Below are 16,684 nucleotides of genomic sequence, written 5' to 3'. Positions count from 1 at the left end.
GTACACTGACCGGCATGGCATGCCGCATCAGTGAGCTGGTCATCGACGCCGCCGACCCCGAGCGGCTCGCCGCGTTCTGGAGCGAGGTCCTCGGTTACGTGGAGCTCGGCCGGGAGGACGACGGAAGCATCGAGATCGGGCCGCGCGACGCCGGCTTCGGCGGCCCGCAGCCCACGCTCGTCCTCAGCCCCAGCAGCGCCCCGCGAGCCGGGAAGCTCCCGCTGCACATCGACGTCAACGCAACCGACCGCGACCAGGACGCCGAGCTGGAACGACTGCTCGCCCTCGGCGCCAGGCCCGCCGACGTGGGCCAGACCGGCACGGAGAGCTGGCACGTCCTGGCGGACCCGGAAGGCAACGAGTTCTGCCTCCTGCGCGCCCGGCTCCAGCCCCTCTGACCCCGCCGCGTGTCACGCCGGGCCATCCCACCGACACTCCGGTTTCCACGCGCATTCGACCCACAGCACCTTGCCACCCTGCCCCGGCAGACCACCCTGGATCAGGTACGCGCCCCAGCTGTCCGCGTACTCCCGCACGAGGTGCAGACCCCGCCCTCGCTCGGCGAGAACCGCGGGCGGGGACGGTGTTCCGCCCCGGCCGAACGGATCCGGGATCTCCGGGCTGGAGTCCCACACCCCGACCCGCACCCTGTTCCGCCCCGCCCCGCACAGCCGGAGCGAGTACGCGCCCGAGGAGTGCCGGTACGCGTTGGTGACCAGTTCGCTCGCCAGCAGTTCGGCGGTGTCGATGAGATCCCGCATCCCGTGCACCGTCAGCACGGTCCGCAGAGTCGCCCGGGCGATCCCGGGCCCACGGGGATCCTGCGGAAGTTGCAAGGTGTACGCCCAGGGCGGCGTTACGGTGGCCAGAGCCATGGAAGTCTCCGTTCACGGAGGAGCGTTGGGATGTGCGTGTCGCATGGCCCGGTGACGAGGCCGCTCCGTCGAGCGGGGTACTTCCGGGCGGGTGGCCTGGGCTCCAAGGTAGCCAGCTCCGGCTAATGCATTAACCGAAAGATGAGTAATGCGTGAACTACCACCCTTGTGGGTGACGAGGCGTTCAAGGAGGCGAACCGGCCGGTGAGAACCAACCCGACAGGCCGCCAGCTACGCCTCGGCAGTGAGCTACGGAAGCTCCGCGAGCTCGCCGGCCTCACCGCGACACAGGCCGGCCAGCTTCTGGGCGTGAAACAGAACCAGATCAGCAACATGGAAGCCGGCCGCGTAGGCGTGAGCCCGGAAAGGGTCCGTACGCTGGCCGGTCATTACCGCTGCCCGGACGAGGGGGTCATCGAGGCGCTCTGCAACATGACCTCCGACCGCACACGCGGATGGTGGGAGGAGTACCGGGAGATCCTGCCCGCGCCTCTGCTGGACCTCGCCGAGATCGAGCACCATGCACGGCGACTGCGCACCGCTGTCACCGTCCACATCCCCGGGCTTCTTCAGACCCCGGAGCATGCCCGTGAGATCTTCCGCCAGGACGTGCCCGAACTGTCCCCGCCCGATATCGAGCACCGCATCTCGTTCCGCATCAAGCGGCAAGCGGTACTCTTCCGCGATCCGCCGACCTCCCAGCACGTCGTCATCCATGAGGCTGCTCTGCGCATGCAGTTCGGCGGACCGAAGGTGGCCCGCCAACAGCTGGAGCACCTCGCGGAGATGAGCGACCACGCTCATGTCGTGCTTCAGGTCATCCCGTTCTCCGCGGGAGCCTTTGCCGGTTCAGGACAGTCGATCTACTACATCCACGGCTCCGTACCGCAGCTCGACAGTGTCAACCTGGACCAGTCCCACGGCCCTGTGTTCCTGGACGCGGAGGCCCAGTTGCAGAAGTACCGCGTGCTACTGAGCCGGATCGAGGCCATCGCACTCGCGCCCGCGAAGTCACGCGACTTCATACACACCATCGCCCGGAATCTGTGAGGGATCCAAGATGTCCGCACTCGCTTGGCAGAAGTCGTCCTACTGCGCTCAAGGCAACTCGTGCGTACACGTCGCCGCCGACCAGGGATCCGTCGCCCTCACCGAGAGCAGTGACCCCACCGGCGCGATACTCCGGACCAGCCCGTCCGCCTGGGCCGCCCTCATCCGCACCGTCAAGCAAGCCCACGACCGTGGCTGACGCCTCTGACGACCTCACCTGGACCCGCGCCGCCCCCGAGGACGCGCAGGGCCCCGGGCCCTGGATCGAGATCGCGTTCGGCCCCGGAGAGCTCGTGTACCTCCGTGAGACCGGCGATCCAGCCACGGTGGTGACCACCACCGTGGAGAAGTGGGAGGCCTTCACCAAGGGCGTCGTGGCCGGCGAATTCGATCACTTCGCCGCGACCGACGCCGGCTGACTCAACCCACCGGTTCGACAGCGGGGCAACTCGCGCCGCGCCTGGGGACCTTGAGCGAGATCAGGTAGGCGTCGGTCGCTTCCTGGGTACAGGGACTGCTGCTGTACGTGCCATGGCCCCAGCCCTCGTAGGTGTGCAGGACCGCGTTGCTGCCGAGCTGCTTCGCCACGTTGGTGGCCCAGTTGTAGCCGGACGCCGGGTCGTGGATCGAGTTGGTGAGCAGGACGGTCCTGCTGTCCCTCACCTTCAGCCGGTGCTGCGGGTTGTCCGGCTCCGGTGCGCCGAGACAGGCGGAGACGGACATCAGGGAGCGGGGGTACTTCATGTCCGGGGCGATCCTGCTGATGCGGCGCAGTTCCCGCGCGTACTCCTGGTAGCCGCTGACCGGCAGGCTCCAGTCCTGGCAGAAGATCTCGAACGCATTCTCCCCGAGCGCGGGCGCGGGGCTGTCCCCGGCCGTTCCGGCCGCCTGCGTCGCCTCCGGGTCGCTCTCCGCCGGCCCGCGCAGGAACGTACCCAGTCCCCTCCACTCGGGGTCGTACAGCCGCTTCATCACCTCGACGTTGAGTTCGAACGGGGTCAGCGTCCTACCGTCGTCCGAGAGCTCCCCCCGCTCGGCGCGTTTCAGGAGATCCGCCCAGAGTGCCCGCACGTCCGAGCCGTGCACGGCGCAGCTCTCGGTCCGGTCACACCACGCCACGAACTCGTCGAAGGAGTCCTGGAGCGTGGCGGACTGCGTGGAGAGGAACTTCCTCGTGCCCAGGCTGTGGTCCACCACAGCCTCCAGGACCAGGGCACGGACCCGCTTCGGGTACTCCTCCGCGTACTGCTCGCCGAGCAGCGTGCCGTACGAACTGCCGTGGAACGTCAGGGACCTCTCGCCGAGCGCCGCCCGGATGGCGTCGAGGTCCTGCACCATGCTGAGGGTGTCGACGTGGTCGAAGAGGCCGTTCTCGGTGTTCTTCCGGCAGTCCGCTCGCAGTTCACGGTTGTACTTCGCCGTGGCGTCGAATTCGGCCTGGCTCTTCATGACCGGCGACGGACGCCTGTCCAGGAGCTCCTGCGAGCAGAGGATCGGGTTGCTGAGCCCCACTCCGCGTGGATCGAAACTGACGATGTCGAATCGGCTGCGGAGGTCGTCGCTGAACCGGCCCATGTTGGCCTCCTTCACGATCCGGTTCACGCCCGAGTCCCCGGGCCCGCCCGGCCCGAACACCATGGAGCCGACCCGCGCGCCCGGGTCCGTGGCCTTGCGCCGGGCGAGCTGGAGGCCGAAGTGCGCCCCGTCCGGATCGCTCCAGTCCACCGGCACCGAAAGCGCGCCACACTCCGCCGAAGCATCGGTCCGACACGGCTTCCACTTGATGAGCGCGCTCGCCCCGGCCGGCCCGGGCACCCGACCCTCACTCGCCGCTCCGGCCTCTCCCGGACCTGGCGCACCGCTCGCGATCTCCACGCCCGTGAAACTGACCACTAAGGCCAGCACAGAACCCCAGGCAAGGTGCGACCGACCTCGTCCGCCCCGCCGCACGCCCCACACATGACTGCCCATCACAGCAACTGCCCCTCACCTCGTCCGAGGCATCGAGCATCGTCCGCGTTCGCCCCGCCCGGTATCCGGCAAGACCCTGGAGTCCGTCCCTAAGGGCCCGGGCTCAGCGGCAGCGGTGCCCGCTCTACGGGCGGCGGGCCAGCACGTGGGTGTCGAGGTAGCCCCGCTCGGAGGCAGGGTCGAAGAGCAGCCGGGCGAAGGGTGTGAGCCCTGCCCCGGTGAGCAGCTCGGCGAACTGTTCCACCGGCCAGCTGTAGGCGGGTGCCACTTTGTGGTCGAACCGGACCGGCTCGGGCCCCTCCGTCCCGAAGAACGAGGCCATGAGCAGGCCGCCAGGGGCCAGGACGCGGACCTGCTCGGCGAGCAGCGCGGGCAGGTCACCGGGCGGCGTGTGAATCATCGAGTAGTGCGCCAGCACACCGCCCAGCGCGCCGTCCTCGACCGGCAGGGCCTCCATGCGCGCCTCGTCGAACCGCAGCGCCGGATGGGCCTGCCGGGCGTAGTCGATCATGCCCGGGGAGAGGTCGAGCCCGAAGGCGTCCAGCCCCAGGTCGCTGAGCATGGCCGTCAGATGCCCCGGCCCGCAGCCGACGTCGGCTGTCCGGAGGTTCCCCGTCCCGCGCACCAGCTCGGCGAAGGTACCGATCATGGACCGCGCGAACGGCTGCGTCTCCAGCCGGTCGGCGAACAACGACGCGTAGAGCTCGACGACCCCGTCGTAGGCCGTCCTGGTCCTGTCCTGGTGTCCCGCCACGGGGAGGAAGCTAACATCCGCGCCGCCGGCATGAGGGCTGCGCGAGGACCGGTGGCCGCCGGCCGCGACGCCTCGCTCTCACGACCCGCCGGCCGCGACGCCTCGCTCTCACGACCCGCCGCCCGAAAGCCCGCGCACTGTCAACGGTCCGGGCCGTTGACATCGGTCGGAGGCCGGCGCTTGGCTGGGCGGCGGGGGAACAAGCGCTTACGGGCCGGACTTTTGGAGCGTACTGGTGGAGTTCTCGCGTCGTTCCGCACTGTCCATGATCCCCGCTGCGACGCTCTGGGCGCTGTCCCAGACCCTGCGGGCCGAGGCCGCTCCTGCCGCCTCACAGGAGTCGACCGGCTCCTCGGACAGGGTCCCGGACGCCCTGCTCACCAACACCGTCGCGGTCTTCGCGGGCACCGCAGAATCGAACGCCCGCCCCGAGGTCGCCCCCAAACTCGCTTCCCTGCGGGCGACGGCGCAGGCCAGGCTCGCCGCGATGGACGGCGCCGGGCCGGACGAGCTCTTCGAGGGCGTACCGCTCGGCACCAGCGACCCCAACCTGAGCACGTCGTACCAGTACCTCTACGAGATCGCCCTCGCCACCTGCCTGCCCGGCACCGGCGCCTCCACCCCGGGTGATGACACAGCCGTCCGGCGCCGGGTCGTGGACGGGCTGGCGCAGCTCCACAATGACTGGTTCGGCGACCAGTCGAAGGGCTACTACGGCAACTGGTTCCACTGGGAGATCGGCATCCCGGCCTACGTGACCAAGACCCTGGTCCTGCTCAGGGAGGAGCTCGCGGCATACCGGCCGGAGCTCACAGCGACGTACATCGCCTCCATGGACGCGTACCTCCGCAACGGCAAGGACGGCGACGTCGATCTCGACTCCCGCTTCCACACCGGCGCCAATCTCGCCGACATCACGACGAACCGCATCCTGCAAGGCGCCCTGCTCGGTGACGAGGCCCGCATCACCAAGGCCCTCGCCGACCAGCTGACCGTCTACTCGACGATCGACCCGTACCAGCCGCGCCACGGGGTCACCGACGGTTTCTACGCCGACGGCTCGTTCGTCCAGCACTCCTCCGTGGCGTACACCGGCTCCTACGGCAAGGGGCTGCTCACCCGGATCGTCCAGACCGTCAAGATCCTCGACGGCACCGGCTACCTGCCCGACGAGAGCCTCGTCGGCGTCGTACAGGGCTGGGTCGCCGACGGTTTCGCCCCGCTGATCTTCGAAGGCTGGATGATGGAGATCGTCAAGGGGCGGGCGGTCTCCCGGACCGGCACGGGATACGCGGACGTCATCGCCGTCGTGGAGGCGGTCGTCGACCTCTCCGCGCACACCTCGGGCAGCGACGCCGAAGCTCTCGAGGGGTACGTCAAATACGTGCGGGAGACCTCGAAGGTGGCCCTCGACACCACGTCCTTCGTCTCCCCCGTCAGCATCGCCCGCTACGCCGACATCCTGGCCTCACCCGCGCCCGCCCGGGATCTCGGCCCCGCCGCCGCCCACGGCGCGTTCAACGCGATGGACCGCACCGTCCACCGCCGGCCCGGTTACGCCTTCGCCCTCGCCCGCAGTTCCGAACGCGTCAGCAAGTACGAGTACATGAGCGGCGAGAACCTGATGCCGTGGTTCCAGGGTGACGGCGCCCACTACCTCTACCTCTCCGGCGCGGACCAGCGGCAGGCGTTCGGCATCGACTACTTCACCGCCGTCCCGCCCCACCGCCTCGCGGGCGTCACCGCTCCCGTCGAGACGCGGCGCACCGTCCCCGAGCTCTACGGCACCCTCTGGTACGACAATCCGGAGCGCGGCTTCACCTCGTCCTCCGAGGCCCAGAACACGTACGTCTACTTCCCCCGTGGCACCCAGGCGTTCTCCGGCGGCGCCCGCCTCGGCGCGTACGGCGTGGCCGGTCTCGTGCAGTCCGACGACGCCGCGTACGCCGCCCGGGAGGCGGGCACGCTGCCCGAGGACTTCGTCGCCTACCGGGCGGCGGGTGCCACCAGGTCGTGGTTCATGTTCGACGACGAGATCCTCGTCCTCTCCGCGGGCGTGACCGGCCTGGCCGGACGCGCCGTGACCACGACGGTCGACAGCCGCATCGCCGACTCCTCCTCCCCCGTCGTCCTCACGGGCGGCCTCCGCGACGGATCCCCCTGGGAGGCCGCCGGAACCGCACCGCCGGCCTGGCTGCGGTACGCCGACGAAGGGCAGCGGACCGCGGTCGGCTACGTCTTCCTGTCCGGTCCGGACCCGGTCGTCGCACTCGGCACGGTCACGCGCAGCCGGCGTCTCGTACGGCTCGCCAACGCGGACACGGCGGTGACCAAGCAGGTCTTCACACTGTCCTACGAGCAGGCTGCCGGAAGGCGGCCCACCGCCATGGCGCACGCCCTCGTCCCGAACGCCTCCGCCCAGCAGCTGGCGTCCTACGCCCACGGCCCGCTCTCGGTGCTGTCCAACACGGTCCGCCTGCAGGCCGCCGTGCACACCCGCCTCGGCATCACCGCCGCCAACGCCTTCACCCCGGGGACGCACCACGCCGGTCGCCTCTCGATCGACGGCCCGGCGTCGGTCATGCTGCGCCGGACCGGAGGCGGCGCGTACTCCATCGCGGTGTCCGACCCCACGACGACGCGGCGCACCGTCTCGGTCACCCTCCACGGCCGGCCCCTGCGACGCGTCTCGGCCGACGCCGGAGTCCGCGTCCGTCATGTCCCCGGCGGCACCCGACTCGATGTCACGACCCACCAGGCCTACGGCCGGAGCTTCACGGCGACCCTGACGGAGAGGCCCTAGCGAAGAGGAGGCGCCCGACACCCGGCGAGTGAAAGAATCCGATGATGCCTTCATCATCGGAAACGATCAACGCATCGGCCTCCGGCACCTGGGAGCTCGGCGACCTCACGGTCAACCGCCTCGGCTTCGGCACGATGCGCCTCCCCCAGAACGGCGCGGCGTTCGGCGACGGAACCTCCAGCGACCGGGACCGCGCGCTGAACGTCCTGCGGCGCGCGATCGAACTCGGCGTGAACCACATCGACACCGCCGCCTTCTACTTCTCGCCACTGCGGTCCGCCAACGAGCTCATCAACAGCGCGCTCGCCCCGTACGCCGACGACCTGGTCATCACCACCAAGGTCGGCCCCGGCCGGGACCCCTCCGGCGCATGGGTGTGGGCCACACCGGAGCAGCTGCGCGGCCAGGTCGAGGAGAATCTGCGCCAGCTCGGCCGTGACCACATGGACGTGGTCAACCTGCGCCTCGCGCACAGCCAGGCCACCGCCTCCGTCGCAGATCACTTCGGCGCCCTGGCCGAACTCCGCACGGCCGGACTCATCCGCCACCTGGGCATCTCCAACACCACACCGGAACAGCTCGCCGAGGCCCAGGGCATCGCGCCCGTGGTCTGCGTGCAGAACGCGTACGGCATCGGCTCCCCCGCCGAGGACCACGCCCTCCTCCGCGCCTGCGGCCAACAGGGCATCGCGTTCGTGCCGTTCTTCGCCATCGCCGGCGCGGGGCGCGAGGAGGGCTCGAACGGCGACCGGAGCGAGACCGTGCACACCGTCGCCCGCCGCCACGGGGCGACACCCGCACAGGTACGCCTCGCCTGGACGCTCCACCAGGGGCCGCACGTGCTCGCCATCCCCGGCACAGGCAACCCGGACCACCTCGCCGAGAACGTGGCCGCCGGGGCGCTGCGGCTCACGCCGGAAGACCTGAGCCTCCTCGCGTCATGAGCGGCACCGGGGGCGGGGCCGAGGCCGGGCAGGTGCTGCGCTGGAACCTCTTCATCGGCGGGCATCTGAGCTCCTCCGTGCCCGTACGCCTGGTCGAACGCACGGACGAGGGCCAGTTGGTGTGGCTGGAGACCGGCACCCCGATGTGGCGTACGGACCTGCCCCGTGGGGCCCACCTCCGGGACATCGCGCCCGAGCACCGGCCGGTCCAGGGCTATCCGGCGAGGGCCGGCCGGTGGCCCCTGGGCAGCGCGCTCATCCACCAGCCGACCGGGGCCGGCCACGCGGTGTTCTGGTTCTTCGGGCGGAGGCAGAAGTTCGCCGGCTGGTACGTGAATCTGGAGCACCGGACCCATCACGGCGAGAACATCGACGTGGCCGACCACGAGCTGGACATCACCGTGGCGACGGACCTCAGCTGGCGATGGAAGGACGAGCGGTCGTTCGCCGAGAAGACCGGGCACCCCGCGTACTGGTCGGCGGAAGAGGCGGCGGCGATCCGCGCCGAGGGGGAACGCGTGGCCCGTCTCGCCGCGTCGGGGGCGTTCCCTTTCGACGGCTCCTGGTGCGACTTCAAGCCACCGTCCCGGTGGAAGACCCCGGCCCGGGGGGCGGCGCCCGTACGCACCGTGCTCTGAGAGGAGAGCCCGCGAGACCTTCCCCGTACGGCACCTGATGACGCGTCGGCCGGAAGCCACCGGCGCACACACGGCTCTCGAACAGCGCGTACGAATGCCCGCCGCCCCGTGAACGCATCGACCGCATCCGGAACCATGGCCACCGTCGTTGCTAGCCGTCACACCGCGTGATACACAGAGTAACCATGCATATGCGGGCAGATCCCTACGCGAGCCGCAGGTCAGGGCGGCTTCTCCGGTCAAACGTGCGAGATCCGGGTAAAGAGACCCGGGAAGGCGTCGTGCGATGCCGGTTTCATCAGCGAAGATAGAGGCCGACCCGTGTCGCACGGCGCGGGCTGCGAACTACCCAACAGGGGCGGTGACTTACATGATCCTGGCAGCTGAAAAGGGCGATATCACCACCATCATCGGCGGAATCGCCCCGAACTGGGGGCCGTTCGGGACCCTGGGCAACGAGGCGCGCATCATGATCGAGGTGGTGATGGCGGTAGCCATCCTGCTCTGTCTCGGCATCGCGATCTGGGGTGCGGCGAAACAGCGCATCGGCGCGACGGCACTGCGTGACACCTTCAGCGCGGAACAGGGCAAGGGCCTGATCGTGGCGGGGCTGACCGGCGTCTTCATCATCGGGTCGCTGGGCACGCTGTTCACCATTGTGTACGGCATGGCTGTCTGACCACCTGTCAGCCAGCCGTCCTGCCCCCGGGCCACCCGTACCCGTCGTCCACCCCACCCGTCCGTCGTGCCCACCGGCAGAGGTTGCGTCCCCTGATGTCGAGTCACCACACCGCGCCCACGCGGAAACCAGCACCGCTACGGTCGTACTACGCGGATCTGCACACGGCTGAGGGGGCGTACGCGGCATGAGCCAGGGCGACGAGCGCGGCTACGGCGGCCACGAGCCGGGGGCCCACCCGGACGACGCGTACAGCACCCTCGGCGGGACGCGCCAGACACGCACGCGCCTGCCCGACGGCGACGAGGGCGACGGCTACGGCCGCAGGCCCGCCCGGAACTCCCGCTCGCTGATCATGGTGGTCGGCGTGGTGGTCCTGCTGGTCGCGGCCATCGCGTTCGCGAACCAGGGCGGAGGCGGGGGGTCGGACGGCGGCGGCAACGAGAAGAAGTCCGAAGCCGCAGGAGCGGGCCCCACGGCTGCGACGGGCACGAAGCCGGTCCAGGGCAAGAACGGCTCGATCGCCTCCGGTTTCGCGCACGACGAGCAGGGGGCGCAGAGCGCTGCGGCGAATTACGCGGTGGCGCTGGGGTCTGCGGAGATGTTCGACTCCGTCCGCCGCCGCGAGATCACCACCGCCGTGTACGCCCCGGACGTAGCAGCCGCACGGCAGAGCGACCTCGACAAGGTCTACTCCGGCGAAGAATTCCTGGCGAGCATCGGTCTGAACCCTGACGGCACTGCCCCAGAAGGCCTGGTCTTCATCTCGCGTTCCAACCCGGTCGGGGCCAAGGTCGAGAAGTTCGCCGGCGATTCCGCCAGCGTTGCTGTTTGGTATTCGGCGCTGTTCGGCCTGGCAGGCGAGGGCTCCAAGAACCCCGTGTCCGAGAGCTGGTACACGAACACCTTCGAGCTGAGATGGATCAACGGTGACTGGAAGGTCACCGACTTCACCCAGAAGGACGGCCCCGTACCGGTCGGCCGCGATCAGGCTGCCTCTCCTGCGGATGAAATGGCCGACGCCGTTGAACAGTTCGGAGGGTTCACCTATGCCCGGTAAGCCTTCTCTCCGAGCGTTCTCGATTGCAGCTGTGCTGAGCAGCATTCAGGTGTCTGCCGTTCTGTTCTCAAGCCGTGTCGCCGCCGCTCCATCGCCGACACCAACCCCCTCGCCCAGCGCGAGCAACGATGCGTGTGATCTCATCCGCGGCCCTGCCAAGGACTACTGCGAAGGTGAAGCGGGCACGGGCGACCGCAGCACGCCCCCCGTCACCGACGACGCCCTGGACCCCCTCACCTCCCTCGCCCGCGGCTGCGCCGACGCCGCCGCCTACCTCGTGGGCAAGCTGAGCGAGGCCGTGGAGAGCACCGCGACCGTCGACTTCACCAACTCCACCTTCCGCACCCAGTACGCCGTCGTCTTCGCCGCGTCCACCATCCTCACCCTGGTCCTCTGGCTCTTCGCCGTCGCCAAGCGGGCCATCAGGGGCGTGCCGTTCACCACCGCGATCTCCGAGGCCATCGGATTCCTCTGGCTCACGGTCCTGGCCTCGGCCTTCACCCCGCTCATCCTGTACGTGGTCGTCTCGGCCACCGACGGCGTCACCGAGGTCATCTCCGCCGCGACAGGCGGGCAGACCGATGTCTTCTTCGGCTCGTTCGCCGAGGCGCTCAAGAAGGGCACCGACATCGGCGGCGGCCCGATCATGCTGATCGTCGTATCGCTCGTGTCGATCCTCGCCGCCGGCATCCTCTGGCTGGAGCTCGTGATCCGGGCCGCCCTGCTCTACGTGGGCGCCCTGCTGGGTGTCGTCGTGTACTCCGGGCTCGTGGACAAGAACATGTGGGGCCACGTGCGCCGCTGGGCGGGCATCATGATCGCCGTGATCATGGTGAAGCCCGTCATCGTCATCGTGCTGGGGCTCGCCGGGGCGCTCTCCGCCGACGACGGGCCCAACGCCTTCTCGGCCGTCGTGTCAGGCCTCGCCATCATCCTGCTGGCCATCTTCGCCTCCGCCATGATCTACCGCTTCGTCCCCGGCTTCGGCGACGAGATCCAGGGCGCCCGCACCAACCGCAAGCAGGCCACCGACGGCTCCCAGGCCGCCGCGATGATCAGCTCGCCCGCCGCACTCGTCTCCCAGGGCATCAAGACGCACAGCGGCCGCGGCGGCGGCGGTGAAGGGGGCGGCGGAGGCGGAGGCGCCAGGCCCGCCAACCCGGCCAGCGGCGGAGTCGCCGCCCACAGCTCCCGCACCCCGGGCGGAGGCGGGTCCGCGCCCTCGCCCCGCAGCGGGTCCGGACCCACCTCCGGCACCCCTCACAGCAGCCGCTCCTCACGGGGCGGTTCAGGCAGCACAGGTAACACGAGCACAGGAGGTGGAGGGCGTTGACGACCCAGTCCCACACGATCGCGCCCCGCCGTACGTATCTCATCGGCCGCGCCCGGCCGAACGCGATCGTCGGCAAGAACCGTGAGACGGGCGAGATCGCGCTGATCATCGCCGGAGCGTTCCTCGGCATGATGAGCGGACTCCTCGTCCCGGTCCTCTCCCTCCGGATCGTGGCGCTCGTGGGCTTCCCCATGCTGGCCCTGGCCGTCGTGTACTTCCCGTACAAGGGCCGCACCTTCTACAAATGGTTCGAGATCAACCGGAGCTTCAAGCGCACCCTGCGTCGCGGCACGGCCTACCGTTCCTCCGCCATGGAGGCCGGGGTCAGCGCCGACGGGCGTGAGGTGGAGATCGGGCCGCCGCCCGGCATCGGCCGGATCAGCTGGCTCGCCGCACCGTTCGGCCCCGACGAGATCGCCGTACTGCTGCACGCCGACCGGCGTACGGTCACCGCCGCCATCGAGATCGAGGGCCCCGGGGTCGGCCTGCGTGACAGCGAGGACCAGGAGGCCCTCGTCGACCGCTTCGGCACCCTCCTCAAGCACGTGGCCAACGGCGACGGCTTCGTGACCCGCCTCCAGATGCTGGCCCGTACGCTGCCCGCCGACCCCGACGCGCACGCCAAGGACGTCGCCCAGCGTGGTGACCGGTCGGCGCCCGGCTGGCTCCAGGAGTCCTACGACCAGCTCCAGTCGATGGTGTCGACCTCCAGCGAGCAGCACCGCGCCTACCTCGTCGCCTGCATGCACTACAGCCGCGACCTGGCGGCCGAGGCCAACGCCATGGCCCGCGCCGTACGCCCCAAGGGCGGCCGCAGGATCGACCGCGACGCGGGGCTCGCCGTCGTCATGGCGCGCGAGCTGACCGACATCTGCGCCCGCCTCGCCGAGGCCGACATCCGGGTCCGCCAGCCCCTCGGCCAGAGCCGGCTGGCCTCCCTCGTGCACTCGATGTACGACCCGGACCACCCCATCGACCACATCCAGGCGATGACGAAGCGCAACGCCTGGCCGGCCGAACTCGACGCGGTAGAGCCGACCTTCCTCCAGGCCAAGACCCGCGAGTCGACGACGCGCGCCCCCTGGTGCCACTCGACGGCCTGGGTGAAGGAATGGCCGATGACTCCCGTCGGCGTGAACTTCCTTGCTCCCCTCCTCGTCCACACGCCCGACGTGATCCGTACGGTCGCGGTCACCATGGACCTCGAACCCACCGAGGTCGCCATCGAGCGCATGCTGACGGAGAAGACCAACGACGACGCCGAAGCCAGCCGCCAGGCCAAGATGAACCGCACGGTCGACCCGCGCGACATCGCCGCCCACGGCAGGCTCGACCAGCGGGGTGAAGATCTGGCGAGCGGCGCGGCCGGGGTGAATCTGGTGGGGTACATCACCGTGTCGTCCCGGTCCCCCGAGGCGCTCGCCCGCGACAAGCGGACGATCCGTGCCTCGGCCGGCAAGTCGTATCTCAAGCTGGAGTGGTGCGACCGGGAGCACCATCGTGCGTTTGTGAACACCTTGCCGTTCGCCACCGGCATCCGTCGCTAACGAGAGGGCAGTCACGCCATGCGAGATCCGCTGTCCGCGTTGTCGGATGCGTTCACCGCCTTCCTCTTCGGGAACGTGGAGACGACCCGGCTGCCGGTGCGTACGTCGACGGGCCAGGCCCAGGCCGTCTACCTGCCGACCGCCGCGCCGGGCCTCGGCGACTCCGGCGTGATCATCGGGCGTGAGGTGTATTCGGGCAAGGGCTACATCTACGACCCGTTCCAGCTGTACGGGCAGCAACTGCCGGCCCCGCACTGGCTGGTGCTCGGCGAGTCGGGCAACGGCAAGTCGGCGCTGGAGAAGACCTATGTGCTCCGCCAGCTCCGCTTCCGCGACCGCCAGGTCGTCGTCCTGGACGCCCAGGGCGAGGACGGCGTCGGCGAGTGGAACCTCATCGCCGAGGAGCTGGGGATCACGCCCATCCGCCTCGACCCGACCGCCGCGCTGAACGACGGGATCCGGCTCAACCCGCTGGACCCCTCGATCACCACGACGGGCCAGCTCGCCCTGCTCCGCACGATCATCGAGGTCGCCATGGGCCATGGCCTCGACGAGCGGTCCGGCTTCGCGCTCAAGGTCGCACACGCGTACGTCAACGACACGATCGTCGACCGCCAGCCGGTCCTGATGGACATCGTGGAGCAACTGCGCCACCCGAAGCCCGAGTCAGCCGCGGCGATGAACGTGGACATAGACGACGTGCGGGCCTGGGGCCTGGACGTCGCCCTCGTCCTGGACCGGCTCGTCGACGGTGACCTCCGCGGCATGTTCGACGGCCCGACCACGATCGGCATCGACCTCGACGCGCCGCTGATCGTCTTCGACCTCTCGCACATCGACCGGAACTCCATCGCGATGCCGATCCTCATGGCGATCGTCGGTGTCTGGCTGGAGCACACCTGGATCAGGCCCGACCGGAAGAAGCGCATCTTCCTCGTCGAGGAGGCCTGGCACATCATCAACTCGCCCTTCGTGGCGCAGCTCTTCCAGCGCCTGCTGAAGTTCGGCCGTCGCCTCGGGCTCTCCTTCGTCGCGGTCGTCCACCACCTCAGCGACGTCGTCGACGGAGCCGCGGCGAAGGAAGCGGCGGCCATCCTGAAGATGGCCTCCACCCGCACGATCTACGCCCAGAAGGCGGACGAGGCGAGAGCGACGGGCAAGGTCATCGGCCTCCCCAGGTGGGCGGTCGAGATCATCCCGACGCTGACGCCCGGCATCGCCGTATGGGACGTCAACGGCAACGTACAGGTCGTCAAGCACCTGATCACCGAGGCGGAACGCCCCCTGGTCTTCACCGACCGCGCGATGACCGAGGGTTCCGCGGCGGACCTGCTCCCCGAGGACGTACGGGCCGCGGAGCTGGAGGCGGAGCAGCGGGCGGCGCGGATCGAGCACCAGCAACGGCTGAACGCGTCGTCCGAGTCAACGGTGGCATGACATGGCACGCCAGGCACCATCCGGTTCGGGGCGCGGCGCCGAGGGCCAGGGCGGTGTTCCGGACGGGCTGCTGATCGGCCTTCTGGCCTTCCTCTTCGGGCTGACGGTCCTGGCCTGGACGGCCACGGGGCTCGCCGGACTGTTCGCCCACGGTGGCTGGCCGGACGGCGTCACGTTCACGCGGACGCCACTGGCCCTGCGCGCCCTGGCCGTCGAGCCGACGGACCTGCCGGGCGCCTGGCCGGACACCCCGCCGGGCGAGCTCTCCGGATACGGGCTGTTCTGGGGCCTGTTCATCGGCGAGGTGATGGTGCTGCTCGTCCTGACCGTGTTCGCGGTGGGTGTGGTGGCCCGCTGGCGGCTGGTCCGGAAACAGAGGCGCGCGGCCCCGGCACCGTACGACCCCGACCGGGAGCCCGTACGCACAGGCCCGGCGGTCCAGGAGCCCACACGGGAAGCGACGACCACCACCGCAGCAGCAGCACCCCGGGAGCACGCTCCGGCACCTGCGGAAACCGCTCCGGCGCCCGCTCCGGCCCCCATGGAGGCGGCCCCTGCGGAAACAGCCCCCGCCGCCCCGCACGCGCACGAGCCCGCCCTCGCCGCGTACGCGCGAGAGCCCTCCCCGCTGGTCCCCACGCCGCGTACCCCGCAGATCCTCTACGGCGCCTCCGCCGCCCGCCGCCCCGCCGTCGTCCAGGCCATCCGGGACGCCGACGGCCCCGCACTCGTCGTGACCTCGGACCCCACCGTCTGGGCCGAGACGAAGGACGCCCGCGGCAAGCTCGGCCCGGTCCTCGTCTACGACCCGGGCCACCTCTGCGACACCCCGGCCCGCCTCCACTGGTCCCCCGTCGCGGGCTGCGAGGACCCCGCCGCCGCCGGCTCCCGGGCGGCCGCCCTCCTCACCCCGGTCCGTCCCCTGGCCAGGGTCGACACGGCCGTCGCCGACACCGCCCAGACCCTCCTCCGGTGCTGGCTGCACGCCGCCGCCGTGGACGGCCGCCCCTTCCGCCAGGTCCACCGCTGGGCCTCCGGCTCCGGCGGCCACGAGCCGGTCCGCGTGCTCCGTACGCACCCCAAGGCGGCGTCCGGGCTCGCCGGGCTCCTGGAGTCCGCCCTCACCGCCTATCCCGAACGCCGGGAGATGGCCCAGGAACTGACCGTACGAGCCTTCGAGGCGCTCTCCTCGGTCCACATCCGGGAAGCGTGCACACCCAACCGAGCCGATGCGCTCGTGCTGGATTCTTTTGCACATGAAGGGGGAACGCTCTATGTGGTCGGTGAACCCATCGAGGATCCTCACCACCACCCCGGTGCGATGCCCCTGCTCACCGCACTCGCCTCGCACGTGGTCGAGCACGGCCGCCGCATGGCCGCACGGTCAACCGACGGTCGGCTCGACCCACCAATGACGCTCGTCCTCGACGACGTCGCCGCCGTGGCTCCGCTCCCCCAGCTGCCGGAACTGCTTCTCGCCGGCCAGAATCAGGGGATGCCCGCCCTGGTCCTGCTCCGCTCGGAGGAACAGGCCCGTGCCCGCTGGCGGGAACGCCTCCCGGCACCCGGCCCGAGCTGACCGCGACGGCAGAC

The 16,684-nt window shown here is 70.2% G+C and carries 16 protein-coding genes; 13 read left to right on the top strand and 3 right to left on the bottom strand.

The features are described from left to right. Positions 1–14: 14 nt before the first annotated feature. The gene (locus OG379_RS21010) at positions 15–398 is read left to right on the top strand and encodes a VOC family protein (protein WP_405664696.1); all 384 of its coding nucleotides are present in this window, start codon (positions 15–17) and stop codon (positions 396–398) included. Positions 399–410: 12 nt separating this feature from the next. Here OG379_RS21010 and OG379_RS21005 read toward each other — a convergent pair whose 3' ends face one another. Then, positions 411–875: an ATP-binding protein gene (locus OG379_RS21005; RefSeq protein ID WP_405664695.1), complete on the bottom strand. Its 465-nt coding sequence runs from the start codon at positions 873–875 to the stop codon at positions 411–413. Positions 876–1,079: 204 nt separating this feature from the next. Here OG379_RS21005 and OG379_RS21000 point away from each other — a divergent pair, with 204 nt between their 5' ends. Genes OG379_RS21000 through OG379_RS20990 form a run of 3 tightly spaced genes read left to right on the top strand, consistent with a single transcriptional unit; the run spans position 1,080 to position 2,344 of the window. Next, positions 1,080–1,925, top strand: coding sequence for a helix-turn-helix domain-containing protein (locus OG379_RS21000; protein WP_405664694.1), 846 nt, complete (start codon positions 1,080–1,082; stop codon positions 1,923–1,925). A gap of 10 nt (positions 1,926–1,935) precedes the next feature. Next, complete coding sequence (locus OG379_RS20995) at positions 1,936–2,124, top strand: DUF397 domain-containing protein (RefSeq protein ID WP_405664693.1); 189 nt, start codon at positions 1,936–1,938, stop codon at positions 2,122–2,124. Further along, entirely contained in the window at positions 2,117–2,344 is a 228-nt protein-coding gene (locus tag OG379_RS20990; protein ID WP_405664692.1) for a DUF397 domain-containing protein, read from the top strand. Before OG379_RS20995 ends, OG379_RS20990 begins: the two co-directional genes overlap by 8 nt. Position 2,345: 1 nt before the next feature. On the opposite strand, the gene OG379_RS20985 is transcribed toward OG379_RS20990, so the two are convergent. After that, positions 2,346–3,650, bottom strand: coding sequence for an alpha/beta hydrolase (locus tag OG379_RS20985; RefSeq protein ID WP_405664691.1), 1,305 nt, complete (start codon positions 3,648–3,650; stop codon positions 2,346–2,348). Positions 3,651–4,020: 370 nt separating this feature from the next. After that, the gene (locus OG379_RS20980; RefSeq protein WP_405664690.1) at positions 4,021–4,650 is read right to left on the bottom strand and encodes a class I SAM-dependent methyltransferase; all 630 of its coding nucleotides are present in this window, start codon (positions 4,648–4,650) and stop codon (positions 4,021–4,023) included. Positions 4,651–4,885: 235 nt separating this feature from the next. Between OG379_RS20980 and OG379_RS20975 the strand changes: the two genes are divergently transcribed. The 9 genes from OG379_RS20975 (at position 4,886) to OG379_RS20935 (ending at position 16,670) form a co-directional block, all read left to right on the top strand. Then, a complete protein-coding gene (locus OG379_RS20975; RefSeq protein WP_405664689.1) occupies positions 4,886–7,453 on the top strand; it encodes a polysaccharide lyase family 8 super-sandwich domain-containing protein in 2,568 nt (855 codons plus the stop codon). Between the two features lie 41 nt (positions 7,454–7,494). After that, positions 7,495–8,397, top strand: coding sequence for an oxidoreductase (locus OG379_RS20970; RefSeq protein WP_405664688.1), 903 nt, complete (start codon positions 7,495–7,497; stop codon positions 8,395–8,397). Beyond that, entirely contained in the window at positions 8,394–9,035 is a 642-nt protein-coding gene (locus OG379_RS20965; RefSeq protein ID WP_405664687.1) for a DUF402 domain-containing protein, read from the top strand. Before OG379_RS20970 ends, OG379_RS20965 begins: the two co-directional genes overlap by 4 nt. Positions 9,036–9,405: 370 nt before the next feature. After that, on the top strand, positions 9,406–9,714 hold the full coding sequence (locus tag OG379_RS20960) for a hypothetical protein (RefSeq protein WP_014047394.1): 309 nt from the start codon (positions 9,406–9,408) through the stop codon (positions 9,712–9,714). 187 nt (positions 9,715–9,901) lie between these two features. Further along, positions 9,902–10,774 (top strand): hypothetical protein, encoded by an 873-nt coding sequence (locus OG379_RS20955; protein ID WP_405664686.1) that lies wholly within the window; start codon positions 9,902–9,904, stop codon positions 10,772–10,774. After that, positions 10,764–12,107 (top strand): hypothetical protein, encoded by a 1,344-nt coding sequence (locus OG379_RS20950; protein ID WP_405664685.1) that lies wholly within the window; start codon positions 10,764–10,766, stop codon positions 12,105–12,107. Before OG379_RS20955 ends, OG379_RS20950 begins: the two co-directional genes overlap by 11 nt. After that, on the top strand, positions 12,104–13,654 hold the full coding sequence (locus OG379_RS20945) for an SCO6880 family protein (RefSeq protein WP_393757164.1): 1,551 nt from the start codon (positions 12,104–12,106) through the stop codon (positions 13,652–13,654). Before OG379_RS20950 ends, OG379_RS20945 begins: the two co-directional genes overlap by 4 nt. 18 nt (positions 13,655–13,672) lie before the next feature. After that, positions 13,673–15,091, top strand: a complete 1,419-nt coding sequence (locus OG379_RS20940; protein ID WP_405664684.1) for an ATP-binding protein — start codon at positions 13,673–13,675, stop codon at positions 15,089–15,091. 1 nt (position 15,092) lies between these two features. Further along, entirely contained in the window at positions 15,093–16,670 is a 1,578-nt protein-coding gene (locus OG379_RS20935) for a type VI secretion protein (RefSeq protein WP_405664683.1), read from the top strand. The last annotated feature ends 14 nt before the right edge of the window (positions 16,671–16,684 follow it).

Source organism: Streptomyces sp. NBC_01166, from assembly GCF_045039765.1.
Classification (GTDB): Bacteria; Actinomycetota; Actinomycetes; order Streptomycetales; family Streptomycetaceae; genus Streptomyces.
This window is presented reverse-complemented; position numbering and strand designations above follow the sequence as displayed.